General features: G+C 37.7%; 24 protein-coding genes and 1 tRNA gene. 15 read left to right on the top strand and 10 right to left on the bottom strand.

What is annotated here, in order from left to right:
• Positions 1-543 precede the first annotated feature (543 nt).
• The 9 genes from F8M42_RS07290 to F8M42_RS07250 all read left to right on the top strand — a co-directional run bounded on the left by F8M42_RS07290 (position 544) and on the right by F8M42_RS07250 (position 10928).
• A complete protein-coding gene (locus tag F8M42_RS07290) occupies positions 544-2307 on the top strand; it encodes an L-lactate permease (protein WP_182185616.1) in 1764 nt (587 codons plus the stop codon).
• A 26-nt stretch (positions 2308-2333) separates the two neighbouring features.
• Positions 2334-3125, top strand: coding sequence for an electron transfer flavoprotein subunit beta/FixA family protein (locus F8M42_RS07285; RefSeq protein WP_182185615.1), 792 nt, complete (start codon positions 2334-2336; stop codon positions 3123-3125).
• A 16-nt stretch (positions 3126-3141) separates the two neighbouring features.
• Entirely contained in the window at positions 3142-4338 is a 1197-nt protein-coding gene (locus F8M42_RS07280) for an electron transfer flavoprotein subunit alpha (protein ID WP_182185613.1), read from the top strand.
• Entirely contained in the window at positions 4335-5738 is a 1404-nt protein-coding gene (locus F8M42_RS07275; RefSeq protein ID WP_182185611.1) for an FAD-binding oxidoreductase, read from the top strand. The genes F8M42_RS07280 and F8M42_RS07275 overlap by 4 nt, the downstream gene beginning before the upstream one ends.
• A 52-nt stretch (positions 5739-5790) precedes the next feature.
• Entirely contained in the window at positions 5791-6390 is a 600-nt protein-coding gene (locus F8M42_RS07270; RefSeq protein WP_182185610.1) for a LutC/YkgG family protein, read from the top strand.
• Between the two features lie 5 nt (positions 6391-6395).
• A complete protein-coding gene (gene ldhH / locus F8M42_RS07265; protein WP_182185608.1) occupies positions 6396-8567 on the top strand; it encodes an L-lactate dehydrogenase (quinone) large subunit LdhH in 2172 nt (723 codons plus the stop codon).
• A gap of 267 nt (positions 8568-8834) precedes the next feature.
• On the top strand, positions 8835-9593 hold the full coding sequence (gene yaaA, locus F8M42_RS07260) for a peroxide stress protein YaaA (RefSeq protein ID WP_182185606.1): 759 nt from the start codon (positions 8835-8837) through the stop codon (positions 9591-9593).
• On the top strand, positions 9587-10051 hold the full coding sequence (gene bcp, locus F8M42_RS07255; protein ID WP_182185605.1) for a thioredoxin-dependent thiol peroxidase: 465 nt from the start codon (positions 9587-9589) through the stop codon (positions 10049-10051). Before yaaA ends, bcp begins: the two co-directional genes overlap by 7 nt.
• A gap of 1 nt (position 10052) precedes the next feature.
• The gene (locus F8M42_RS07250; protein ID WP_182185603.1) at positions 10053-10928 is read left to right on the top strand and encodes a VIT1/CCC1 transporter family protein; all 876 of its coding nucleotides are present in this window, start codon (positions 10053-10055) and stop codon (positions 10926-10928) included.
• Positions 10929-11062: 134 nt separating this feature from the next.
• Here the strand turns inward: F8M42_RS07250 and F8M42_RS07245 are convergent, their stop codons facing one another.
• Together F8M42_RS07245 and typA are read right to left on the bottom strand one after the other, a co-directional pair.
• Positions 11063-11563 carry a cell division protein SepF gene (locus F8M42_RS07245; protein ID WP_182185601.1) on the bottom strand — a complete coding sequence of 167 codons (501 nt, stop codon included), beginning with the start codon at positions 11561-11563 and terminating at the stop codon, positions 11063-11065.
• Between the two features lie 102 nt (positions 11564-11665).
• Positions 11666-13480: a translational GTPase TypA gene (typA, locus tag F8M42_RS07240; protein WP_182185599.1), complete on the bottom strand. Its 1815-nt coding sequence runs from the start codon at positions 13478-13480 to the stop codon at positions 11666-11668.
• Positions 13481-13807: 327 nt separating this feature from the next.
• Here typA and F8M42_RS07235 point away from each other — a divergent pair, with 327 nt between their 5' ends.
• Together F8M42_RS07235 and F8M42_RS07230 are read left to right on the top strand one after the other, a co-directional pair.
• A complete protein-coding gene (locus F8M42_RS07235; protein WP_182185598.1) occupies positions 13808-15151 on the top strand; it encodes an anaerobic C4-dicarboxylate transporter in 1344 nt (447 codons plus the stop codon).
• 186 nt (positions 15152-15337) lie between these two features.
• Positions 15338-15763, top strand: a complete 426-nt coding sequence (locus tag F8M42_RS07230) for a hypothetical protein (RefSeq protein ID WP_182185596.1) — start codon at positions 15338-15340, stop codon at positions 15761-15763.
• 297 nt (positions 15764-16060) lie between these two features.
• On the opposite strand, the gene F8M42_RS07225 is transcribed toward F8M42_RS07230, so the two are convergent.
• Entirely contained in the window at positions 16061-16909 is an 849-nt protein-coding gene (locus F8M42_RS07225) for a thiamine pyrophosphate-dependent enzyme (RefSeq protein WP_182185594.1), read from the bottom strand.
• Positions 16906-18576 (bottom strand): 2-oxoacid:acceptor oxidoreductase subunit alpha, encoded by a 1671-nt coding sequence (locus F8M42_RS07220; RefSeq protein WP_182185592.1) that lies wholly within the window; start codon positions 18574-18576, stop codon positions 16906-16908. Before F8M42_RS07220 ends, F8M42_RS07225 begins: the two co-directional genes overlap by 4 nt.
• Before the next feature lie 262 nt (positions 18577-18838).
• On the opposite strand from F8M42_RS07220, the gene clpB reads away from it, so the two are divergent.
• From clpB to F8M42_RS07200, 4 genes are all read left to right on the top strand, one after another.
• Positions 18839-21415, top strand: a complete 2577-nt coding sequence (gene clpB, locus F8M42_RS07215; protein ID WP_182185590.1) for an ATP-dependent chaperone ClpB — start codon at positions 18839-18841, stop codon at positions 21413-21415.
• A 153-nt stretch (positions 21416-21568) separates the two neighbouring features.
• Entirely contained in the window at positions 21569-21838 is a 270-nt protein-coding gene (locus tag F8M42_RS07210; protein WP_182185589.1) for an ACT domain-containing protein, read from the top strand.
• Between the two features lie 29 nt (positions 21839-21867).
• Positions 21868-23229 carry a PFL family protein gene (locus F8M42_RS07205; protein WP_182185587.1) on the top strand — a complete coding sequence of 454 codons (1362 nt, stop codon included), beginning with the start codon at positions 21868-21870 and terminating at the stop codon, positions 23227-23229.
• A gap of 46 nt (positions 23230-23275) precedes the next feature.
• Positions 23276-23352: transfer RNA gene (locus tag F8M42_RS07200), tRNA-Arg, on the top strand.
• Between the two features lie 258 nt (positions 23353-23610).
• On the opposite strand, the gene F8M42_RS07195 is transcribed toward F8M42_RS07200, so the two are convergent.
• From F8M42_RS07195 to F8M42_RS07170, 6 genes are all read right to left on the bottom strand, one after another.
• Entirely contained in the window at positions 23611-23907 is a 297-nt protein-coding gene (locus tag F8M42_RS07195) for a hypothetical protein (RefSeq protein ID WP_182185585.1), read from the bottom strand.
• 21 nt (positions 23908-23928) lie between these two features.
• On the bottom strand, positions 23929-24126 hold the full coding sequence (locus tag F8M42_RS07190) for a hypothetical protein (RefSeq protein ID WP_182185583.1): 198 nt from the start codon (positions 24124-24126) through the stop codon (positions 23929-23931).
• 53 nt (positions 24127-24179) lie between these two features.
• Complete coding sequence (locus F8M42_RS07185; protein WP_182185581.1) at positions 24180-24674, bottom strand: peptidoglycan recognition protein family protein; 495 nt, start codon at positions 24672-24674, stop codon at positions 24180-24182.
• Positions 24675-25127 (bottom strand): phage holin family protein, encoded by a 453-nt coding sequence (locus F8M42_RS07180; protein WP_229711291.1) that lies wholly within the window; start codon positions 25125-25127, stop codon positions 24675-24677.
• Positions 25128-25278: 151 nt separating this feature from the next.
• Complete coding sequence (locus F8M42_RS07175; RefSeq protein WP_182185579.1) at positions 25279-25668, bottom strand: hypothetical protein; 390 nt, start codon at positions 25666-25668, stop codon at positions 25279-25281.
• Positions 25669-26703 carry a phage tail protein gene (locus F8M42_RS07170; RefSeq protein WP_182185578.1) on the bottom strand — a complete coding sequence of 345 codons (1035 nt, stop codon included), beginning with the start codon at positions 26701-26703 and terminating at the stop codon, positions 25669-25671. It lies immediately after the preceding gene.
• Between the last annotated feature and the right edge of the window lie 2 nt (positions 26704-26705).

Genomic DNA, 26705 nt, shown 5'->3' with positions numbered 1-26705 from the left:
TTTTTTTATGTCCGTTATTATGGACAATAATTAATTGATATAGATAGTTTATAATAGTATTATTATAAACTATTTTTACTAATAATGTTATTGAATTTAAAAATTCAATAAAAATCAATAAAAAATATGTATACATTATTCATGTCTGTTATCATGAAATGAATTTTTGAATAAACATTTTCACTGATATTCAAGGTAATTTCCAAGCTATTTTTATCCCTGTTAAATAAAGAAAATAATGAATTGATTTTTTATTCAAGACAATTTATTGTAACCATTGACTGCATTGACTTTATAGCTGTTTTCTTCGTATTATAAAGGCATAATACAAATCGGTACTGAGAAAATTATTATTAATTATTATTTTACTGAAAAGAATACAAAAAGATTTAGAGGCTTTTCAGTTTTGGAAAAGATGATAATTGAGCGAAAAATTTGAAAAATAGGAAATGTAGGTGAACAATGGCAATATAACAAAATATATTAGTAATAGTATTGCGGCTTGAAAATATCGACAAAATTTACTGCATGGGGAGCGATAAGATGTATATACAGAATTTTGACCCGGTCAATAATATGGTTTTATCAGCAATATTAGCATTTTTACCGATTGTCTATTTCTTCGTGGTATTGATAGTATTTAAAATTAAAGGCCATCTGGCTGCATTATCTACTACTGTTTTGGCCATAATAATAGCTGGGTGGGTGTATAAGATGCCCATTGTACTGTCGGCCATGTCGGCGGTTCATGGAGCTTTATATGGTTTATTTCCGATTGGCTGGATCGTAATAGGAGCAGTATTCCTTTATAACATAAGTGTAAAAACAGGTCAATTTGAAATAATAAAAAAATCTATTGTATCAATCACTGATGATCGCCGGCTTCAAGTTTTACTGATTGCTTTTTCCTTCGGAGCATTTTTAGAAGGTGCCGCCGGTTTTGGAACTCCGGTGGCAATAACTTCAGCAATGTTGATAGGTATGGGTTTTAAAGCAAAAAAAGCAGCATGCTTAAGTTTGTTGGCTAATACCGCTCCGGTTGCCTTTGGCGGGTTAGGCATACCGGTATTGGTAGCAGCTCAGGTAACTGGGTTTTCAGGAGATTATCTGGCTAAATTGTTAGCGTTCATCTGTCCAATAATCGGTTTTATTGTTCCCTTTTATCTTATCATAGTCATGAGCGGACTGAAAGGTATAAAAGAAGTATGGCCGGCAGTACTGGTAACGTCTGTGACCTTTTCAATACCGATGTGCCTGACATCATATTTTGTAGGACCAATTTTACCTGATATAACAGCATCGCTGGCTTCAATGATTGCATTGGTTTTATTTCTTAAAGTATGGCAACCAAAGCACATATATCGGTTTGAAGGTGAAAGCGAATCTGTTCAAAACAATACCGTGCTTAGTAAAAAAGCTATTATAAGAGCATGGAGCCCGTTCATTGTGCTAATTGTGTTTATTGCTGACTGGGGAATGAAGAGTATAGCAAAATTACTGGATATGGTCAGCATTGCTTTTCCACTGCCTTTTTTGCACAATGCTATAATAAATGGCACTACTGATAAAGTATCACCGGCAATATTTAATTTCAACTGGCTTTCGGCGGCAGGCACCGGAATAATTATCGCAGCATTTATGTCATGTATTATTTTACGAGTCCCTTTAAGTAAATCGTTCAGTATTTTTGGTTCGACTTTAAATGAATTAAAAATTGCTTTATTGACTATAAGTGGTGTTTTAGCTTATGCGTATGTTGCTAATAACAGCGGCATGACAACGACAATGGGGTTGCTGGTTTCAAAAACCGGTAATTTGTTCCCCTTATTTGCTCCAATTGTCGGCTGGTTGGGTGTTTTTGTCACCGGGTCTGATACATCGGCAAATGCACTTTTTGGTAAGTTGCAGACAACAGCTTTTTCTGCTGTAGGAATAATGCCTGTAATGGGGATAGGTGCCAATTTAGCCGGTGGTGCAGTTGGTAAAATGATTTCACCGCAGTCCATTGCTATTGCAGCAGGTACCACTGGTTTAACCGGCAAGGAAGGCGAAATATATAAATTCAGTATGAAACATTCCATGATTTTATTGGCGATTATTTGTTGTATCATTTATTTCTATAAAGATTTATTTGTGGCCCTGTTGGGGACCGAAGCAGGTTCATCAGTGGCACAAACTGCTGGAAATACAGTGATTTCAACCAGCAGCATACTAATTCTATTAGTGTCATTTTGTTTGGTGTTTTTAGCGAGGAAACTGTTAGCGGTTCCATCAAATAGAAATATGCAGCAATATAAACTGCAGTGATAATACATGTTTAGGGGAGAAGTAAAATGAAAATATTGGTGTGTATAAAACAAGTTCCCGGTACTAATAAGGTAGAAGTTGACGAAAAAACCGGTGTCTTGAAAAGAAATGGCGCCGATAGCAAGATGAATCCATATGATTTGTATGCTTTGGAAACAGGTGTAAGGCTGAAAGAAGAATACGGTGGGACAGTAAGTGTTATTACTATGGGACCACCGCAGGCAAAAGCAGTACTCTACGAGGCTTTTTCAATGGGAGCTGACGAAGGAGCATTGATAACAGATAGAAAATTTGGCGGGGCAGATGTATTGGCGACGAGCCGGACATTGTCACAAGGTATAAAAAGATTTGGCGATTTTGACATAATATTATGTGGTTTACAGACCACTGATGGAGACACGGCGCAGGTGGGACCGGAAGTCGCTGAGCAGCTTAAAATTCCCAGTGTCTGTAATGTACAAAGAATTGAAAAAGTAGAAAAAGATAATATCATTGTCGACATGGATATGCCACAGGATATTGAACGAATTAAAATTTATTTTCCCTGTTTGTTGACGGTACAAAAAGATATTTACCAACCGCGTTTGCCATCGTATCTAAAGCAAAAAGAAACCAGCAAAAAGGATATTGATGTTTTTACTTTCAGCGATATGGAAGATCAAGATGAGAATAAATATGGTTTGAATGGTTCACCGACGCATGTGCAGAGAATTTTTCCACCGGTCAGTGATAAGGTGCAGCAGCATTGGCAGGGAACAACTGAAGAATTGGCAGTAAAAATTTACGAAACACTAAAAGAAAAGAAATTTATCGCATAATAAAGAGGAGAAAAAAATGGCCAAACTCGTTGTACACCAAGAAAAAATTACTGATGCAAAAGCATTGGCAGCTTTATGTCCATTTGGCGCCATGCAGGAAAAGGATGGTAAAATAACGATTACTGCCGGCTGCCGTATGTGCCGAATCTGTGTAAAAAAAGGACCTAAAGGTGCTGTCGAGTATGTTGAAGATAAAAAAGTACCAGCAATTGATAAGACTAAATGGCGGGGTATCGCCGTATATGTAGATCATGTGGATGGAGCAGTACATCCTGTGACATATGAACTTTTAGGCAAAGCTAAGGAGTTAGCAGCAAAAATTCATCAACCAGTATATGCATTATTTATTGGCAGTAATATAGAGCATGCTGCAGAAGAATTACTGCATTATGGTGCTGATAAAGTATATGTATGTGACAAACCAGAGTTAGAATATTTTAAAATTGAAGCTTATACTAGTGTTTTTGAAGAATTTATCAATAAAGTAAAACCCAGTGCTATTTTGGTGGGAGCAACATCAGTCGGCAGACAATTGGCGCCGCGTACGGCAGCACGATTTAATACCGGTCTTACGGCAGATTGTACTATTCTCGATATTAAAGAAAATACTGATCTTGTTCAGATACGTCCGGCTTTTGGCGGTAATATCATGGCAGAAATACTGACACCTAATAATCGTCCGCAAATGGCTACAGTACGTTATAAGGTTATGGATGCACCTAAATGGATCGACAGCGTATCTGGACAGATAGAAAAACTGGAAATAGCCGAAGAAAAACTTAAAGCCAATATAGAAGTGTTGGGTATAACTCAAAAACCAAAGGAAAAAACAATAGATGCAGCTGATGTCATTGTTGTAGCCGGCCGGGGAGTCAAGAAACGGCAGGATTTGAAATTGATAGAAGATCTGGCAAAAAGTCTGGGTGGGGAACTTGCCTCAACAAGGCCGTTAGTGGAAGCCGGCTGGGTTGATCCCAAAAGGCAGATCGGTCTGAGCGGCCGTACTGTAAGGCCTAAATTAATAATAACCTGCGGAGTATCAGGTTCCGTGCAGTTTGTTGCGGGCATGAATCATGCTGAAACGATTATTGCTATAAATAGCGATCCTAAAGCGGCCATATTCAAAACGGCAAATTATGCTATAACTGCGGATATTTATGATATAATACCAGAACTTATCCAGAAAATTAAAACAGGGGGAACTATATTATGAAACCCTATAAACAAGTTGATGAAAAGGACCTTAATAATATTGCAGAATTTATTGACCGGGATCGCCTTCTGTGGGCTAAAGAAGTCAATGAAGAATACAGTCATGATGAATTAAGCGCAGGACAGTATTATCCAGATATTGTTGCAAGAGTGGTGTCAACTGAGGAAGTGGCAAAGCTTATGCGTTATGCCAGTCAGAATAACATTGCTATAACTCCGCGTGGCGCTGGTACTGGTTTGGTTGGGGCTTCAGTTGCCATAGAACATGGTATAATGCTTGATACTACATTAATGAATCATTTTTTGGAATTGGATGAACAAAATCTCACACTTACATTGGAACCAGGTGTGCTATTGATGGAACTGGCTGATTATGTAGAAAAAAGAGGTTATTTTTATCCACCTGATCCTGGTGAAAAATCAGCTACAATAGGCGGTAACATCAGTACTAATGCTGGTGGAATGAGAGCTGTAAAATTTGGTGTTACCCGTGATTATATACGTGGTCTTGAAATTGTACTGGCAGACGGTACAGTGATGACTGTAGGTGGAAAAGCTGTAAAAAATAGTTCTGGTTATGATCTAAAGGATGTTATTATCGGCTCAGAGGGGACGTTGGCAGTGATAACTAAGGCAATATTGAAGCTGCTGCCGCTGCCGCAAAAAACGGTTAGTCTGCTCGTGCCGTTTCCAACTTTGGCTCAGGCGATAGGGGCGGTGCCACCGATAATAAAATCAAAGGCAATTCCAACTGCAATAGAGTTTATGGAACGAGAAGTAATTATAGATGCTGAAGAATATCTGGGGAGAAAATTTCCGGACAATCAGGCTGATGCGTATTTATTACTAAAGTTTGATGGTAATACACTGGAAGAAATTGCCTCTTATTATGATGGGGTGGCTCAGATATGCTTAGAACAAGGTGCTGCAGATATTCTTATTGCTGATACTGAAGAACGTGCGGAAGCTATTTGGAAGGCCAGAGGAGCATTCCTTGAAGCAATAAAAAGTTCCACAACGATGATGGATGAAGTGGATGTGGTAGTACCACGCAGTATGGTGAATGATTTTGTTGAATATATTCATGACTTGCAAAAGGAAATTGGTGTACGGATAAAATGCTTTGGACATGCAGGTGACGGGAATCTTCATGCTTATATCTTGAAAGACCAATTGAATGACGAACAGTGGCAAAAAGTTCTTAAAGCAACAATGGAAAAAATGTATACAAAGGCACGCAGTTTAAAAGGAAACGTGTCCGGTGAACATGGTATAGGTTACGCAAAAAAAGAATATTTAAAAGAATCTATGCCGGATAAAGCTATTGCTATCATGCAGGGAATTAAGCAGGTTTTTGATCCGCTTAATATATTAAATCCTCATAAAGTTTGTCAGGATTGATTTACCGGTTCATATTCAAAAAATTATAGAACTTACCAGGGAGTGGAACAAGGTGAAAAAAATATGTCATGAATGGCAGAAATATTTGGATAAAGGTTTTATCGACAAAAATTATTGGCCGGCGTTTAAAGAAAATGCATTGGCGGCAGCCGTGGAATTGCATGAAATAAAAACATATGATGAGGCACTGCCAATAATAAATAAAGTTATCGCAGCTGCTGATGCCGAAAAAATTGGTGCCGTTAATGGTGAAGACTATCCTGAACTGCAGGCTGTGTATAATAATCTGGGACAACAGTATCAAGTATATACAGATAAGTTTACTATTGCTAAAAATGCTCCGTCTATTGATATAGGAATATCAACAGCAGAATTTGGTGTGGGAGAAACTGGCAGCGTTTGTGTTGATAATTATGCATATGAAGCAAGATTGGTAAGTATGCTGCCGGCAATCAATATTGTCTTTATGAATAAAAATAATATTGTTGATACAATGACAGAGGCTTTTGAAATATTGGAACAGGTTTTTGACAGAGGTTATACGGGTTTTGTAACGGGTCCAAGTCGTACTTCTGATATAGAAAGAGTTTTAACTCTGGGTGTACATGGCCCGAGTCGTCTGATACTAATGGCAGTAGATAAAACGGAGTGATAAAAATGGAAACACGTAATATCAAGGCAGAAATAGAATCAAAGATACATGATCCAATCCTGCGCAGTAATCTGGAGAATTTTTCCCAACAATATCCTGCCGCAAGAGCCAAAGCTTATGCCAATGTTGCAGATATAGACGAATTACGCGATGATTTGCGCGACATGAAACAATATTCAGTTGCTCATGTTGAGGAATTGGCCGATGAATTTCAAACTTCATTGGAACAAAGAGGCGGTAAAGTTTTTCGGGCTAAAGACGGCGATGAGTTAAAGAAAATATTGTTAAAAATATGCCAGGAAAATGATGTCCATAATATTGTTAAATCTAAATCAATGGCAACGGAAGAAATAAGGCTTAATGATTATTTGGAAGAGCAGGGACTGCGTGTAAAAGAAACTGACTTGGGTGAATGGATGTTGTCGGTTGCCGGTCAGCATCCTTCACATATGGTAATGCCGGCTATTCATCTAAATCGAAATCAGTGTGCCAAATTCTTTTCTGATGAACTTAAAGAAGATATTCCCAGTGATATTCCCTTTATGGTACAAACTGCCAGACGGGTATTACGTAAAGAATTTTTGAATGCAGATATGGGTATATCAGGAGCTAATTTCGGCATTGCAGAAAATGGGGCAATCGGTCTCGTAACTAATGAAGGCAATGGCCGCATCGTTACCACTATACCACCAATTCATGTAATTATAATGGGGTATGAAAAACTTATACCAAAAACCAGCGATGCATCAAAGATAATGCGACTTTTACCACGTAATGGTACAGGTCAGCGAATGGTAAGCTATTTAACTTTAGTTGACGGACCTACACCGATAATTCGTGAAAAAAATGGTGAAATGGTTGAAGAAAATAAGAAAGTCTATGCTATATTGCTGGATAATGGCCGTCTAAAAGCTGCTCATGATCCGGTAATGAAAGAAGTTTATCAGTGTGTGCGTTGCGCATCATGTCTTAATGTCTGCCCTATATGGTCAACAGTAGGCGGTAATGTTTACGGGCATATTTATTCCGGCGGGATAGGTGCAATATTGACCGGATTATTAAATGGATTGGATGAATTTTCCCAGTTTAGTGATTTATGTATAGGCTGCCGTCGCTGTACTACGGTTTGCCCCGGTAAGATAAATATACCTGATTTAATTCAAGAACTGCGTAATCGTCAAGTAGCCAAAAAAGGCTTATCCTTCCCTGAAAAAATGATATTCCAAAAAATAATGACTAATCGTAAAGTTTTTCATTCATTGCTGCGAGCAGCTTCACTTGGACAAAAACCTGTAAAATCAGGTAAATTTATCCGTAATCTGCCATTGTTTTTCGCTAAGATGACGGAAGGCCGTAGTTTACCTGCAATAGCTGATAAACCATTTCGAGATAGAGCAGAAAAATTATTGCAGAATAATCCTGCCAATTCTAAAATGCGGATAGCATTTTTTAGTGGCTGTAATCTTGATTTCGTATTTCCAGAGACCGGTGAATCAGTGGTGAAAGTATTACAAGATATTGGGGCTGAAGTAATTTATCCACAGGAACAGAACTGCTGTGGTAAGCCGATAATCGGTGCCGGAGATTTGGATACGGCTCGTAGACTGGCAAAACAAAATATAGCAGCATTAGAAGCAACTAATGCTGATTATGTAATTGCGGCCTGTCCTACTTGTGCTGAAACACTGGAACAAACATATAAAGAACTATTTAAAGATGATAAAGTCTGGCTGGAACGGGCTGAAAAGCTGAGTAAAAAATTAAAAGAATTTAGTTCTTTTGTTGAACAGATTTATGCTGATAATGGCCGGCTGAAAAATACTGCAGGCAAGGAAAAAATTACTTATCATGATTCATGTCACATGCGGCGCAGTTTGGGAATTTATAAAGAACCGCGTGAATTATTGAAGTCTGCTCCAGGTTATGAATTTGTGGAAATGACCGGTGCCGATCAATGCTGCGGTATGGCAGGCTCTTTTGGCATGAAGTATGCTGATTTATCAATACAGCTTTTAAATAGAAAATTAAAGAATATCAAGGAAAGTGGTGCCACCACTGTGGCAGTGGCTTGTCCGGCCTGTATGATGCAGATCGGTGGAGGTATAGATAAGATGGCACCTAATATAAAAATTAAGCACATTGCTGATATTCTGGCTGAAAATCTTGGAGATAATTAATTTTGTAACAGTTGCATATTTCCCCGGCGTAAATACGTTTTCCCCCCTAAAGAATGTATTTATGCCGGATAATATAGCCTTATTTTTCAGCTGATCCTCCCAGCTCATCTGAAAATAAGGAATATCCCCTTACATGGCTGCATGGCAAGTAATATTAATTTGTCATGCAGCCTTTTTATAAAGAGGTTTATGTATTAGTATTATTTTGTTATAATACAGGTGTAATAGTAATGATTACACTATTTTAATCGAATGGATGGTGCGAGTGTGCAGATAATAATTTCTCCGGCTAAAAAAATGGTAGTTGATACTGACAGTCTGCCGGTACGCAGTTATCCTTTATTTATCAACGCTGCAAAAGAATTGTTAGCTATATTGCAACAGGTTGATTATACTGACTTGCAGAAAATGTGGAAATGTAATGATGCTATTGCTCAATTAAATTATGAACGAATCAAAACAATGGATTTATATCATAATTTGACACCAGCCATTATGGCTTATGATGGAATTCAGTATAAATATATGGCTCCTGGTGTATTTGAAATAAATCAGTTACAATATATCAATAAGCATTTATTTATAATGTCGGGCCTTTATGGTTTGCTGCGCCCTTTGGATGGCGTTGTGCCATATCGTCTGGAGATGCAGTCTAAAGTACCGACTGATAGATTTAAGGACCTTTATGCATATTGGAAAGAGCAATTAAATTACGACTGTCCGATAAATGATGATTTGCTTTTGAATCTGGCATCACGAGAGTACAGCAAGATGCTTATCAGCAATTTACCATCAAAAATTTCAATGTTTAATTGTATTTTTGCCGAATTATGTGAAGGACATCTTGTTGAAAAAGGAATAAAATGTAAAATGGTGCGAGGTGCAATGGTTCGCTGGCTTGCGGAAAATAATGTGAACAGTATTGCAGAGCTAAAAGAATTTGATTGTTTATCATACGTGTATTGTGCTCAGTTTTCAACAGAGTATGATCTGGTATTTTTACAAAGGAGAAATGAAAAATGTTAAAGGTTGGCGATAGAGCTCCTGATTTTAAACTGCCTGATAAAAATGGTAAAATATTTAATTTAACTGATTTTCTCGGACAAAAAGTGGTATTGTATTTTTATCCGCGTGATAATACACCTGGATGTACCAGACAGGCTTGCGCTTTTGCTAATACATATAATGAATTTATGGCACAAAAGACAGTGGTTATTGGCATTAGCAAGGATAGCGAAGCTTCACATCAAAAATTTGTTCAAAAATATAACCTGCCATTTGTTTTGTTGTCTGATCCGGATTTGCAAGCTATTAAGGCTTACGATGTCTGGCAGGAAAAAAAGGCCTATGGAAAAGTTAGTATGGGCGTGGTTCGTACTACTTATATTATTGATGAGCAGGGATTGATTGAAAAAGTTATGCCTAAAGTAAAACCGGATACCAATGCCGCTGATATTTTAAAATATTTAGAAGAAAGCAGATAAAATGACATTATCGCAAAAAAATTATAAACGCATATTAAAATTTCAAAAATCAGAAATAACGGCAAGTATTTTATATAAAAAAATTGCTGTTTTAATGCATGAAAGCAAAAATAAAGATGTGTTACTGGAAATATCACAGGTTGAAAATGAACATTATAAACGTTGGAGAAGTTTTACTAATCGTGATATAAAACCAGATTACTTAAAAATTTTTCTTTATAGATTTTTATTCTTTATTTTGGGAGAAACTTTCATAATTAAGTCATTGGAACGCAATGAGGAATTTGATAAGAAAGAATTAGATGATATTGCTGCAGAAATTCCAATTGCCCGTGAAATCAGTGACCAGGAAGAAAAACATGAAAATCAGCTTATTAGTATGATAAATGAAGAGCGTTTAAAATATGTAGGTTCAATGGTATTGGGGCTTAATGATGCATTGGTTGAGTTAACGGGTACTATAGCCGGTGTAACGTTTGCACTGACTAATACTAAATTAGTGGCATTGGCAGCTATTATAACCGGTGGGGCTGCTACGTTATCTATGGCAGCATCTAATTATTTGGCACAAAGAGCAAATCAAAGTGAAGATGCTGTTAAATCAAGCGTATATACTGGTATGGCATATCTTATAACAGTTATAATATTAATTATGCCATATTTATTGCTGCCGGATGAATATTATGTGACAGCATTTGTCATTATGTTATTGTTAGTTGTATTAATAATATATCTTTTCAATTTTTATATTGCAGTTGTACAGACGGCTGCGTTTTGGCCTAAATTTGTTGAAATGGCTGTTATTAGTCTTGGGGTAGCAGCACTTTCCTATGCACTTGGTATAGGTGCCAAATATTTACTCGGTATTGAGATTTAATAAAAAATTAATCAATGAATAAAAGCCCTGAGAAAATCGGTTAATAAATACTGATTTTCTCAGGGCTTTTATAAGATAACTATTAAAAATAAAACGATTTTAAATTGCAAACATACTAGCTATAATAGCAAAAATTAACTGGCAAGGTCATTTCTGAAAATACCGTCGGCCCCTCTGACAATACCGTTGCCAATAGTGATGTTTTCCGGGACATATAATACCATTGTACTGGATATACGTTTAACTTCGCCATTCAGTACATAACAAACACCATTGATAAAATCACAGATTCTTTTTTGTGTTTCAACATCGACTTTTTCATAATTAACAAGGGTGGCGCGCTTTTGTTTTAATTCATCGGCCACGGATTTAACCTCATCAAAAGAATTTAACTTGAATACAAGAATTTGCATGTCAGTGGATTTATTTTTACGTACAGATAAACGGGAACGTGCAGATGATATTGGTGCTGTGTTCATTTTTACTGCTGAGGATTCCGGTCTGCCAGGCTGTGTCTGTTCTCCTGCGAAATTGTCTGCCGCTTCGTCTGACGTAAAAGTGGTATTTTCTGCTGATTCCTCGATTTCTTCCTCAATTGGCATTAATATGTTTGCTATTTTGTTTATCAGCTTCAATAGATTCACCCCCTGTTTTAATTTCTGTCGAAATAGGATTGTTATATTTGCAATTCTACATAAAGAAATAAAATCCTTCTAAAGATTTTATTTTTTTATAAATTATTTTGTATTTTTTCTCATACGTCCACGCTGCTGACGATTGAGTACTGCCTTTCTCAAACGAATGCTTTCTGGTGTTACTTCGACTAATTCATCTTTATTGATATATTCCAAAGCTTGTTCCAGGCTTAGAATGCGTGGTGGTGTTAATCTGATTGCTTCATCAGCAGAGCTTGAACGCATATTGGATACATTTTTTTTCTTACAAGGATTAATATCTATATCAATATCACGACTGTTTTCTCCTACGATCATGCCTTCATAAACCTGTTGATTAGGTGCTACGAACATTGTACCACGATCCTGTAGTGTATAAATACCATATGCAGTAGTTTCACCATGTTCAAATGCTACTAATGAACCCCGGACACGTCCGGGAATATCTCCTTTATATGGAGCATAACCATGGAAAACATGGTTCATGATACCATTTCCCTTGGTATTAGTTAAAAACTCCGACCTAAAGCCGATAAGGCCACGTGCCGGTATGGTGAATTCCATTCTGATATAACCAGACAATTCAACCATATTAGATAGCTCAGCCTTACGTGTTCCCAAAGACTCCATGACAGTTCCCATGAAATCTTGAGGGACTTCTATTGATAGATTTTCAATAGGTTCACATAATTTTTCATTAATAGTTTTATAAATAACTTCCGGTTTGCCTATTTGCAGTTCGAATCCTTCACGGCGCATTGTTTCTATTAATATAGACAAATGCAGTTCACCACGACCGGATACCTTGAAGGTATCTGCGGAATCTGTTTCTTCCACTTTCAAACTTACATTTGTTTCAGTTTCTTTAAATAGTCTGTCACGCAGATGACGGGATGTTACAAACTTACCTTCTTTACCGGCAAAAGGACTAGTGTTTACACCAAACGTCATTGAAAGTGTAGGTTCGTCAATATTGATAGTTGGTAAAGCTTCGGGTTGTTCGGCATCGGCGATGGTTTCTCCAATACTGATATCACCTAAGCCTGTAACAGCTACAATTTCACCCATTTCAGCGTTAGGAACCAGTACACGTTTAAGACCTTGGTAAACAAATAACTGGCCGATTTTGGCTTTCCTTTGGTCATCACCGCTTATGACGATAATATTTTGACCTTCTCTGGCGCTGCCGCGAATAATCCGGCCTATAGCTACACGACCGACATATTCATCGGCATCGAGTGTAGTAACCATCATTTGTAAGGGTCCGTCAGCATCACCGCGGGGAGCTGGGATTTCTTTGATCAGCAGATCCATTAAAGGCCCTAAATCCTTGCTGTCATCGTCCATTGAAAGCTTAGCAATACCGTCACGGGCTGCTGCATAAACAACCGGAAAATCCAGTTGATCATCATCAGCGCCTAGTTCCATAAATAATTCCAGTACTTCATCATAAACATCATCGACACGTTGATCAGGACGGTCAATTTTATTTATTACAACAATTGGTTTTAATTTTTGTTCCAATGCCTTACGCAGTACATATTTAGTCTGTGGCATCGGACCTTCAAAAGCATCTACCAGTAATAACACTCCGTCAACCATGTTTAATACACGTTCAACTTCACCACCAAAATCAGCATGACCGGGGGTGTCAACGATGTTTATCTTTATACCTTTGTACATGACAGCCGTATTTTTTGACAATATGGTGATGCCGCGTTCTCGTTCTAAGTCATTTGAATCCATAACACGTTCAGCAACTTGTTCATTGGCACGGAATACATGACTTTGTTTTAACATAGCGTCAACTAATGTTGTTTTGCCATGATCGACATGGGCTATTATAGCAATATTTCTAAGTTTTTCATTTGTGGTCATAATTTACGTACATTCCTCCAGGAAATAGTATCAATATTAATTAATTGTATATCTTCATAATGATAGTATAAAATACAAGCGCTGTCAATTATATGGTTTATTTATTATCAGCTATAAAATAATTATATGATTAATTAAATTTATTTTATATGATGCTTATGATCAATATCAAATGGAAATAATATCTTTGCCTTATAGTAAATCCCCGTCTGACTGAGATTTTAAAAGTTTATTTTCATGGTTTTTCTTAATTTGACTAGAATCAGGCAGATTGATAGAATAATATAGATTTAATAATAAACATTATTATTTATTTAGGAGGGGCACATGGTATTATTAGGGTTTATCGTATTAATTGGCTGCTTGGTCGTTGGTGTCAGATTTGGTGGATTAGGCTTAGCAGCAGTTTCAGGTATTGGTTTAACTTTCTTCGTTTTTGTTGTCGGACTGGTTCCCGGAAAACCGCCTATTGATGTTATGCTGACAATTATGGCTGTTGTCACTTGTTCAGGATTTTTGCAAGCTTCAAAGGGACTTGATGTAATGCTGAAATATGCAGAAAAACTGTTGCGAAAAAATCCACAGAAAATAACTGTATTGGCTCCAATTACAACATGGTTTCTTACTGTTTTATGCGGTACAGGACATGTCGTTTACACGATGTTTCCTATTATTTATGATATTGCCATTAAGCAGAACATTCGTCCGGAACGTCCAATGGCAGTCGCTTCAGTAGCTTCACAAATGGGGATTTGTGCTTCGCCTGCTTCTGTCGCTGTAGTTTCTATGGTTGCTATGCTGGCGAATACATCACATCCTTTAGGTGTTGTTCAGATTTTAATAGTGTCCATTCCGGCTACTTTTTGTGGGGTGGTTGTAGCTGGTCTATGGAGTCTGAAACGTGGTAAGGATTTGGACAAAGATCCGGTATTTCAGGCTAAGCTGGCTGATCCTGAACAACAGGCTTATATTTATGAAGAACAGCAAGAATCTGTTGCCAGTATGAAATTACCTGCTACTGCTTATAAAGCTACATTTATTTTTTTGGCAGGAATTGTTGTTATTGCTTTGTTTGGCAGTTTCCCGAAAGAATTATTACCACTTGTTCCGAATGCCAAGGGAATATGGGAACCCCTGTCTATGACTCCGACTATCCAGTTATGTATGCTTGTCATAGCGGCAATTATTTTACTTGTTTGTAAAGTAAAGGTCAATGATGTAACAAATGGTTCAGTATTTAAATCAGGTATGGTAGCAGTTGTTTCAGTTTATGGTGTAGCGTGGATGGCTGAAACCTATTTTGGAGCTTATTTACCCGGATTTAAAAAGACTTTGGGCCAGATAGTTACTCAATATCCCTGGACTTATGCAGTAGTACTGTTTTTAATATCAAAATTGGTTAATTCACAAGCAGCGGCATTGGCAATTGTTGTTCCCATGGCTTTGAGCGTTGGTGTCAATCCGTTGATTATTATTTCGTTTATTTCTGCTTGCTATGGTTATTTTGTTCTTCCTACTTATCCTTCCGATTTGGCTTGTATTGGATTTGATCGTTCGGGTACGACACGTATTGGTAAATACGTAATAAATCATAGTTTTATATTACCTGGATTGATCGGTGTAGCAACAGGTTGTTGTGTAGGTTATGTTATAGCCCATATATTATATTGAGAATAAAACGCAACAAAAAAGCTTCTTCATTATTGAGAAGCTTTTTTTTATTGCAAAATTTTTCAGGGTTTTTAATAGTAGCAAGATTTTATCCTTTCGAAAATTTTTAAAAAAATAATACCAATTTTACCAATTACTGTATTATTATGTTATAATAAAAGAAAGTTATGAAAAGGAGGCCATCGAATGTGCTATGAATTAAAAACAAAAAAGGTTACTAAAAGTAATACGTATCTTGTATGCGGTTCGAGGTGGTGTATTAATAATAAAAGCATTGATATTCCCAATATTGGCAAATATTGTCAAATTTCAGATGGAGCGTTTGCTGGAAATATTGATGATATATTAGAAATCCGCGAAGATGAACGTATTCCTTCTTATAAGGGCGGAATAGCTTATTGTCTGGCGGTAAAACGTGGTGCTGTGTTTAGAAATTTTAGTGATATGAAAATATCAATATTTGTTCTGGTATGGTATATGAAAATGGTCAATGTTCAGACAATTGTCCATGGTTTAAATCCGCAGCGATTAGCAGGTCAATTGGCGTCGTATGATGATATATATAATTCTACGGGGTGTTATGTATTTGGCCGGGGCATTACCCAATTATAAGATTTAGTTAATATTAAGGCAGGTGTTCTAATATTTTTACTAAGATATTAAACTACTATATTTTACTTGAATAAACCGGCTTTCGTATATGAAAGCCGGTTTATTCAAGTTTGTTCTTATTATTAATTTCATGTTGCGATGAACAACAAAAGATATTAGAAATTATTTTGTTTGATTTTATTTTATTAATATTTAGGCACGTAATATTAATAAGGCTAAAAGGCTAAAAAAATTTGTTTATTTTTATTGCCTATAAGTCCATATTTTAAAAGAAAACAATTATAACTAGAAATACTGTTATATATAATTTTGCAGCAACTCTTGAACTACTGACTGGGATGTTGGTTTATCCAATAATGGTATACCATCTGATAATACTTTATTTTTTCTATGATAAACCGTTTTTTCTTTGTTATAAAGTATACCGATAGGGATTTTATCACCAAATTCCATGGCTGTTGTTATAGCGGTAGTTTTATTGCCGCTGTCATAATCTGACGGTAGCTCGTAAACTCTTTTATTGTACCAGCCAAAGGTATTTATTTTATTGAAACTGACACAAGGCTGTAAAATATCTACCAGAGCATATCCTTTATAGTTTATAGCTGCTTTCATAATCTTAGTAAGGTGTTCCTTGCGACCGGAAAAAGTTCTGGCAACGAATCCGGCACCAGCTGCGATGGCGAGTAAAACCGGATTCAGTGGTTCGTTGAAATTACCGTCTACTTGGACGCCTGTCACTATTCCCAGCATCGAAGTAGGCGAAGCCTGGCCTTTAGTCAGTCCATAGATTTGGTTGTCATGGACAAAATGAGTAATATCTATGTTGCGGCGGATATTATGCAAAAAATGATTACCACCTTCACCGTAGGAATCACCGTCACCGGTATTGACGATGACGGTCAGATTTTCATTGGCAATCTTAGCAGCAGCCGCCGCCGGCAGGGATCTGCCATGCAGTCCGCAAAAAGCATTGGCATTTATATATTGAGGTGTTTTGGCAGCTTGTCCTATTCCTGCCGCCACTAAAACTTCCGATGGTTTTTTCCCCAGTTCTGTCAAGGCTGTTTTTAAGCAGTCAATAATAGCAAAATTTCCACAGCCCGGGCACCAAGCTGTTTCATACGTGCAAAATTTGTTATTCATAATACGTCCCTCCCCATTATCTGCCGGGCTATCTCTTCACCGGATAATTGTCTGCCGTCGTATTTTAATATGCTGTTATCAATAGTGATACTGGTTTCTTCCCGTATCAATTTAGCCAGCTGGCCTGTGGCATTTTGTTCGACATTTATAATAGAGTCGGCTTGATTGGCTTTTTCCTTTAAAAGTTTAGTCGGCAGTGGATATATATCGCCAAATATCAATGCAGCATATTTTTTTGACGTATTTTGGTTTAGCAGGTCTACAGCCTCTTTTAATGGCCCCCAGATGGACCCCCATCCTAATAGTAATATTGAAAAATCATTATTGCCGATAAAATCGGGTTCTATTAATTCATGATATAATCCGGTAAGTTTTTTCATACGTTTATTGACCATTTGCGTTCTGACTTCGGTTGATTCGGTGATATGCCCTTGTTCATCATGTTCGTCACTGTCAATAATTACGACTTGATCACTTTTTCCTGGTATAAGCCGCGGTGATATGCCGCTTTTTGTGTAAGCATAGCGTAAATATTCATTTTTACCCGTGTATGAAAATAGAGGTTTTGCCGGTTTGATACGCTGGGGGTCAAAAAGTTCAACTGTAGATAAGGCGTCCCCAAGATATTGATCACTAAGCAAGATGACCGGCATTTGATATCGCTCAGCTATATCGAAAGCCCGCATAGTTTGGTAAAAGGCATCTTGGGCATTACGCAGCGCAATGACCATGCGTGGAAATTCTCCTTGTGAAGCTGATTTAACAAATAATAAATCGCTTTGCTCTGTTCTGGTAGGTAGGCCAGTGGCTGGCCCGGGGCGTTGGACATCGATAACTACCAAAGGAATTTCAGCTATACCGGAAAGTCCTAAAGCTTCTACCATCAGGGAAAAGCCACCGCCCGACGTCCCCGTCATGGAACATGCTCCTGCATAGGAAGCACCTATGGCCATATTTACAGCAGCAATTTCATCCTCTGCCTGTTCAACGACGATTTCAGCTTTATTGCTTTTTGCAGCTAATGCTTCCATTATACCTGTTGAAGGAGACATTGGATATGCTGAATAAAATTTTAAACCTGCTGCAACAGCACCCATTGCCACTGCTTCCGTTCCTGATATCAACATATGTCCGGCATAGTTTCCATTTATATGGGAGAAATGTTTTTTGACTGCATTATACCCGGCTTTGACGGCTGCATTATTCATTGGAAGATAATCTATCTTAACTGAGGTCTTTAATACCTTTTCGATATGAGCAAGGGATTCATCAAATAGTTTTAATATTGCGCCTACTAATATACTGCCAGCTACACGGGGATTACCAATTTCTTTAGCCATTTGTGTCATATTTATCTTTATGGCTCGTTTATCAGTTGTTTGCAATTTTATATCACAAAGAATAAAACCGGATGCTTTCAGTCTATCCTTATGAAGTCTGACAGTATCATCATCGAGTGCGATTATTCCATCTATAATAGTGCTATGCGAAACTATTTCGGTTGTACCGAATCTTATTAAGGAAAAATTATGACCACCGCGAACACGTGACATGAAATCTTTAACGCTAAAAACATTATACCCTGATGCTTTGAAAGATTTTTCCAAAATCGCCGCAGTTGTATCAACACCTTGTCCCGCTGCACCACCAATCAATAAATTATACATTCTCATTCTCCTTTGCACTTTATTTAAACAGCTGTGTAATAAAAATTCTCTTGATAATTATTTCTGTGAAATTATTATTATACCTTTTAATTTTTCGATATTTGTCTATCTCTGTATCATAAATGACTAATGTCTATAATCAATAAAAGTCAAAATAATATTTGACTTTTTGACTTTTATTGATTATAATGAGCTTGTAATCAAATTAAACATAAAAATGCAAACAGAATTTTGATCTTAATTGATCAGGAGGTTTTATATTATGGCAGAAGAAAAATATACACAAAAAGTTTTAACCGCATTACAAAGTGCCCAGCAAAATGCGGCTATGCATTATCATCAGGAGATAACTACAGCACATGTTTTACTTGCACTTGTCAAAGAACCGGAAGGGTTGCTTTCTACGATTTTTGATGAATGCAAAACAGATTTACCGATGCTCAAAGTACGTCTTGAACAAGAGTTAAATAAGATACCGGCAGTAAAGGGACAAGACCGTCTGTCGATGAGTGTGGAACTGGCCCGTGTGCTGGGACGGGCTCGTCAAATTGCTGATAGTATGAAGGATGATTATATAAGCACAGAACATCTCTTATTGGCTATAGTCGATGATGCTGACGATTCTGTTCAGAAAATTTGCAGGGAATTTGGCTTGAATAAAACTAAAATACAATCAGTTATCAAAAATAATAGAAAAAACAACGTCAATTCTGATAATCCTGAGGGTGAATACAAAAGTTTGGAAAAGTATGGCCGTGATTTGACTTTAGCAGCGCGGAAGGGAAAGCTTGATCCTGTCATCGGCCGTGACGAAGAAATTCGTCGGACAATCGAGATCTTGTCACGCCGTACGAAAAACAATCCAGTATTGATTGGGGAACCAGGTGTCGGTAAAACTGCAATAGTTGAGGGACTGGCGCGGCGGATTGTTGCCGGTGATGTTCCTGAATCGTTAAAGAATAAAACTCTTTATGCGCTTGACTTGGGATCGATGGTGGCCGGTGCTAAATTCCGTGGTGAGTTTGAAGAACGTCTAAAGGCTGTTTTAAATGAAATCGCAAAATCTGATGGTCAGATTTTGCTGTTTATCGATGAAGTCCACACGGTTGTTGGTGCTGGTGCCGCTGAGGGCGCGATGGATGCCAGCAATATTTTAAAACCTATGCTGGCACGTGGTGAATTGCGTTGCATTGGGGCTACTACTCTAAACGAATATCGTAAATATATTGAAAAAGATACAGCATTGGAACGGCGGTTTCAACCAGTGATGGTTGGTGAACCGACTGTCGAAGATACAATCTCTATTTTAAGAGGATTAAAAGAACGTTATGAAGTTCATCATGGTGTAAGAATCCGTGATAATGCACTTATTTCTGCAGCAGTATTATCTGATAGATATATTTCCGACAGATTTTTACCGGACAAGGCAATTGACTTAGTTGATGAGGCAGCCGCAAAGCTTCGTACGGAAATCGAATCGATGCCGGCACCGCTTGATGAGGTACGTCGGAAGATTTTGCAGATGAAAATTGAAGAACAAGCCCTCAATAAAGAAACTGATGACGCATCGAAAGAGCGTTTACAAAAACTTGCTGAAGAAATTAAAACGGCTGAGGCCGAAGAAACAAAACTGCAGAAACAGTGGGAACATGAAAAACAACTCATTACCCGTACTCGTGGCATAAAACAGGAAATTGACAACGTAAAACATGAAATGACCAAGGCTGAACATGATGGGGATTTGACTAAGGCTTCGGAATTGAGATATGGCAGATTACCTTCTTTACAGAAAGAACTGGTCGCACAAGAAAAATCAATGACAGAAAATAAGGATTCCAGACTTTTGAAAGAAGAAGTTGGTGAAGAAGATATTGCCAATGTAGTCAGCCGTTGGACCGGTATACCAGTCACTAAAATGATGACAGGAGAAAGAGAAAAACTTATCCATTTGTCGGATGAACTTCATAAACGTGTCGTTGGACAGAATGAAGCTGTAAAAGCTGTTAGTGAAGCTATTATACGTGCTCGTGCCGGTATTAAAGATCCCAACAGACCAATAGGTTCGTTTATATTCCTTGGCCCTACCGGTGTAGGTAAGACAGAACTGGCAAAGACTCTGGCTGAAGCTTTATTCGATGATGAACGTTCAATGATTCGTATTGATATGTCGGAATACATGGAAAAGCATACAGTATCACGTCTTATCGGAGCACCTCCCGGATATGTTGGCTATGATGAAGGCGGCCAGCTGACAGAAGCTGTACGGCGCCATCCATATAGTGTGATACTACTTGATGAAATTGAAAAAGCACACACAGATATATTTAATGTTTTATTACAAATTCTTGATGACGGCCGTTTGACTGATGGTAAGGGAAGAGTGGTAAACTTCAAGAATACCGTAATTATAATGACATCTAACCTGGGATCTCACGAAATATTAGAAGAAAATGATTTTGACAAGGCTAAGGCCAGTGTCTTGGAACTGTTGAAAAATTATTTTCGTCCGGAATTTTTGAACCGGGTTGATGATATAATAGTATTTAAAGGTTTGGCAAAAGATCAAGTCAAGAAAATTGCGGCTATCCTTTTGGAAAATTTGAACAAACGTCTGCAAAAACAAGTAAAAATTTCTTTGAAATGGACAGACGAAGTTCTTGAAAAACTTTCTGAAAAAGGATTTGATCCTCATTTTGGCGCCCGGCCATTGCGCCGTCTGCTCACACATACAGTCGAAACTGAGTTGAGCAAGGAAATTATCAAGGGTACAGTAAAAGAAGGTAATACTGTGCAGATTGGCCTCGTTGATGATAAATTTACTTTTTCAGTGACTAAATAATAGCTTACAAAATTCCATTCATCAAATTGATGGGTGGAATTTTTTTGTTTTAAATAGTCGTATTAGTTAATATTTTTAAGATAAATTCAGTGTAAACATCGGTATTATATGATATACTTAACAAGTATATCTTAATGAATAGGAGTAATCTCAATGAAACTTGTCGTGACTATTGTAGGGAAAGATCGTGTGGGTATAATTGCTATGGTCAGCAATATTCTCGCTGAAAATAACGTTAACATCTTAAATATCAATCAAAACATCATGGAAGGTTTTTTTAATATGGTTATGATTGTCGAGATGACTGACAGCAAGATTAAATTGCAAGAACTGCAGAATATTTTAAAAGAAAAGGGCAATGAAATCAGTCTCGACATTAAAGTACAGCATCAGGATATTTTTAATGTAATGCATGATGTTTAATTTTACTGCCTAAACTTGGAGGGAAAATAGTGATTACCATTAATGATATAATGGAAACAAACCGCATGATCACAGAAAATAAATTAGATGTGAGAACCATCACTATGGGGATCAGTTTACGTGATTGTGCTCATCCTAATATAGACCAATTTTGCCGTAATATTTATGATAAAATAACTAAATCGGCCGAATTTTTGGTTAAAACAGGAGAAGATATTGAAAGCGAATATGGTATTCCTATAATACATAAACGAGTATCGGTTACACCTATTGCCATTGCTGCTGAAGCCTGTAAAACTGATACATATGTACCTGTGGCTGAAGCATTGGACAAGGCAGCTCATGAAGTAGGCATTAATTTCATTGGTGGGTTCTCGGCATTGGTGGAAAAAGGCTACACTAATGGTGACAGAATACTTATAAAATCTATTCCGCAGGCATTGGCAACAACCGATATTGTTTGTTCATCAGTGAATCTTGGTTCAACAAAAGCTGGTATCAATATGGACTGTGTACGTGAAATGGGCGAAATTATCAAAAGGACTGCTGAACTGACTCGCGATAATGAAGCTATAGGATGTGCCAAGCTTGTGGTGTTCTCTAATGCTCCAGGAGATAATCCTTTTATGGCTGGTGCGTTTCACGGTGTCAGTGAAGCTGAAAAAGTTGTCAGTGTCGGTGTAAGCGGTCCTGGTGTTGTAAAACATGCGTTGGAAGGATTGAAAAGTGCTGATTTTACAGAAGTTGCCGAAACTATAAAAAGAACTGCTTTTAAAATCACCCGCGTCGGACAATTGGTTGCTAAAGAAGCTTCTAAACGGTTGGGTGTTCCCTTTGGAATAATTGATTTATCATTAGCACCTACACCGGCAGTGGGTGATAGTGTTGCACATATAATAGAAGAAATGGGTATTGAAAGCTGTGGCGCACCCGGGACCACAGCAGCGCTGGCGCTGCTGAACGATGCAGTAAAAAAAGGCGGTCTGATGGCTTCATCACACGTTGGAGGATTAAGCGGTGCTTTTATTCCTGTAAGTGAGGATGCCGGCATGATAAACGCTGTCGAACGGGGTAGTTTATCACTCGAAAAGCTTGAAGCTATGACATGTGTATGTTCTGTTGGTCTTGATATGATTGCTGTTGAAGGTAATGTATCCGCGTCAACTATATCTGCAATAATTGCCGATGAGGCTGCTATTGGTATGATAAACAATAAAACTACCGCTGTACGTATAATTCCGGTTCCAGGTAAAAAAGTCGGTGATTCTGTTAATTTTGGCGGGCTACTTGGTCGTTGTCCAATAGTACCGGTGAGAAACAAATACAATTCCACAGCTTTTATTGCCCGGGGCGGCAGAATTCCGGCACCAATCAGGAGCTTGACAAACTAATATTTTTATAATATAATATTTTTCGTTGTCAATGGGCAACTTTATTGCGCCAATAGCTCAGTTGGATAGAGCAACGGCCTTCTAAGCCGTGTGTCGCTGGTTCGAATCCTGCTTGGCGCACCAATGAAATCAATGGTTTACGATAATGGTCACAATCTAGTCCGTTGGTCAATGGGCACAAATTGGGCACAAACTTGTAAATTGAAACGATAGCCGGTAGAATTTTTCTGCCGGTTTTTTGTTGCGAATAAATATTTATTTTTGATTTTAATCTATATATAAAAGAAAAAATCCTGCACCATATAGATGCAGGACTGAGTAAGATAATATAAGTTCAAGCTCATTATAAACTCGGACTATTTATTTTGCAATATAATTTTATTACTGTACGGGCGTTGCAGTGGCATCGTTAGTAGCAAATTTATCAATAACTTTGCTGCTTACGGCACAGACGATATTTACAACGATCACAATACCCGCATTGCGGATTTTAACCCATGCCGACGAGCTGTTGCCAGCCTCGGCCTTCAGGTCATCCACTAAATCATCTTTGGCCGCCTTGATGCCCGGCAATATCTGGTTTTTTATTAGCTCAGCAGCATCACCTTTCATGTCATTGAGCACTTCGGTAAAAGCTTCTTTTGCAGTTTCTTTCCAGTCAATTGTTTTTAAATCCATAATAAATACACTCCTCATAAATTATAATTTTTCTGCTATTTTGTTGGTAACGGCCTTGTCCGCTGCATCGAGTAAATCAAGATATGCGGCATTCCTGCCTTTCACATAGTCCGAGTTGGTTGTGGCAATCTGGGTGTTGAGCTTGTCAGCCAATCGGTTTTTCTGTTCATCAAGCTTGGATTTTATAAATAATCCGGCTAATGCTTTAAATAAATTCAATTATCTCACCTCCCTTCGGGGCATAAAAATACCGCCTGTACCATGCAAGCGGTTTATTGCTGTTGGTAAAAGATACTTTTGCCGATTATCTTCTGCAGCATTTCATAAAGATTTTTACCGGGACAGGCTGTGGACATCAAATCTCTGTGTCCGGCAATATGATCAGAGTCAATCGGTAATCCATAATCGGTACATATATTGGACAGCAGCATCGCCAATGATTCTATCTGTGCCGCTGTCGGCTTTGCCTGTTCAAAGTTACCGCAAACATGTATACCGATTGTATGGGAATTTTCGCCATAGGCATGAGCACCAACAGTCCAATGCGGTCTACCAAGTTCAACGGTGCCATCTTTGCGGATTACATAATGATAACCTATACAGGTCCAGCCCTGTGCCTGGTGGCTGGTATTTATTGCCTGTGCGGATAAATCATCATCGGTGGGATTGCCGGTGTGGTGGATAACAACCATATCTGTTTTTCTTCTGGTTTCTAGTTTGTTGTAATCGTAGTTTAGTCCGGTATCAATAAGTTTTACTCTTTCCATCTAATTGCCCCTTTTCTCGTTTTTTTCTTTAGTAAATTGCTCAAGGCTGGACTTCAACCGGTCAGGTATAGGAACACCGGCATTGGCAGCGTTTTCTAATATTGATAAGCCTTCGTTGCCGATAAAGAAAAAGATTATTGCAGTGCGGACAATTTCCTGACCGGTCACATAATCAACAAAATGTGCTGTGGCCACTAAAAGCAAAATCATAATCTTTTTACCAATACCTTTAAGCCCACGTCGGCTGTCCAAGCTTTTATTAGGGTTCTCACAAGCTGCTATTATGCCGCTTATATAATCGACAACCATGAGTACCAGTAAAGCCTCAATCAGCTTGTCAAAGGTTCCGGTCATATATACAAAAACCGTACCCAGTATGGATACGGCTGTTCCTGTCTCGAGCTCTGTTCTGACAGGCAGTATGCTTTTAAAAAACTCTGTTATTATCTGCAACTTTTTACTTCCCCTTTAATATAAAATAATTATCTAGTGATTTGTACTATCTGTTTTTTTATCTACTTTCTTAGACTCGGAATAACGCGGGCAATCTGGGTTGGTGCAGGTTTTATCGATGTTTTCTTTGTGCGCACATATAAAACACCTTTTAGCTATTGCCATTTTCTATAATCCCCTTCTTATTGGTATATTCGGTTTTTAAAGCTGTATAATCTGTTTTTATACTATCTTGCGCTGCTGTATCATTAGATAGCATTGCAAGTCCTAAAGATTGTGCTAAATCATTAAACTGTGGTTGATATTCGGCATTTAGTGTATCGATTTTTTGTTGTCTGATTTCGTCAGCGCTATAAGTTATTTTAGATAAAATGGCTGTATTATTAATATTTATAAAATAGTATTTTCCGCTATTAGAAAAGAATGTTTGATAGTCCGTATTAGATATTTCGAGTGCTCCGTTCGGTATATTGTCATGAACATCAGAATTATAAAAAGCATTAGTGCCGTCTGTATTTATAACTATATATTTTTTTGACATTTATACCACTCCTATTACAATTATTAGTGATGTTGTTGCAGCGTTATTTCCATTTATTCCTTTATTAATCCACGTTAAACTTGATGTTCCCAAGGAAAGTAGAACAGGATTATGTTCAGCTAATGCGCTTGTGCTGTATCTTTGTAGTGATGCAGAAAGTACAGTTGTCATTGATAAAGGATAAGTAAATGTAGTCGCATCACCAGAAGCAGGATGTGAGGATTGTCCCCACTGTATGGTAAATCTGTTAGCAAACTTTATCCAGCCCCAAGTATCAAGCGATTGTGCAATAATGCCGTCAGCTGCTGGTACCGGTATATCAGTTATTAGTGATTTGACAAAAGCCGTTGTGGCAATTTGTGTATTATCAACATTTTTCGGTGCAGTCGGAGCCGTCGGTATTCCTGAAAATTCAGGACTTAGTAATTTGGCATAAGGTGATAAATCTATGTTTTTTATGGTATCGTTTATCAGCTGGCGAATATCTTTATGGGCAGAACCATCGTTATTATGTTCACCAAAAGCTGCTTTGTGGGCAAGTTTGTCGTTAATATGTTCATCAAAATCAGGTTTTGTTATATACATAATCTTGCCATCGAGGTATATTTTTACTTCAGACGCATTACCGGTAATGATGTCGATATCAATAATCTGTTCGTCAATAGGAGTGTTTTTATCCGGCATATAGTCAGTAAGATTACCGGCATTTGTATAAGCATACAATTGTTCAGTGCCGTCATCGCCAATTTTTGCATAGACTCCAATTTCGCGTGCAAAAAATCCAGTTTCTAGGTTTTCGTTTGAAACAGCAAATCTAAGAGTAACAAGCCCATTACTCTTATTTTTAAACAAATTGGGGGCAAGTGTAAGAAGTGGATTTTTTAACGCCAATAATTTTTTTATATCTTCTCCGTCACCTAAATTTCCATCACCCATTTTCAGATTTGTGAAAATCAGGGCTGTTTTTGATGCCTGGGATTCGGCAATCATATTGATACCGGCATTAGTAAGGGTAATTCCTGGATATTGTGCCAATT

This window comes from Pectinatus frisingensis (genome assembly GCF_014076555.1).
GTDB classification, from domain to species: domain Bacteria; phylum Bacillota; class Negativicutes; order Selenomonadales; family Selenomonadaceae; genus Pectinatus; species Pectinatus frisingensis.
The sequence above is the reverse complement of the archived record's forward strand: the minus strand, read 5'-3'. Positions and strand labels throughout refer to the sequence as shown.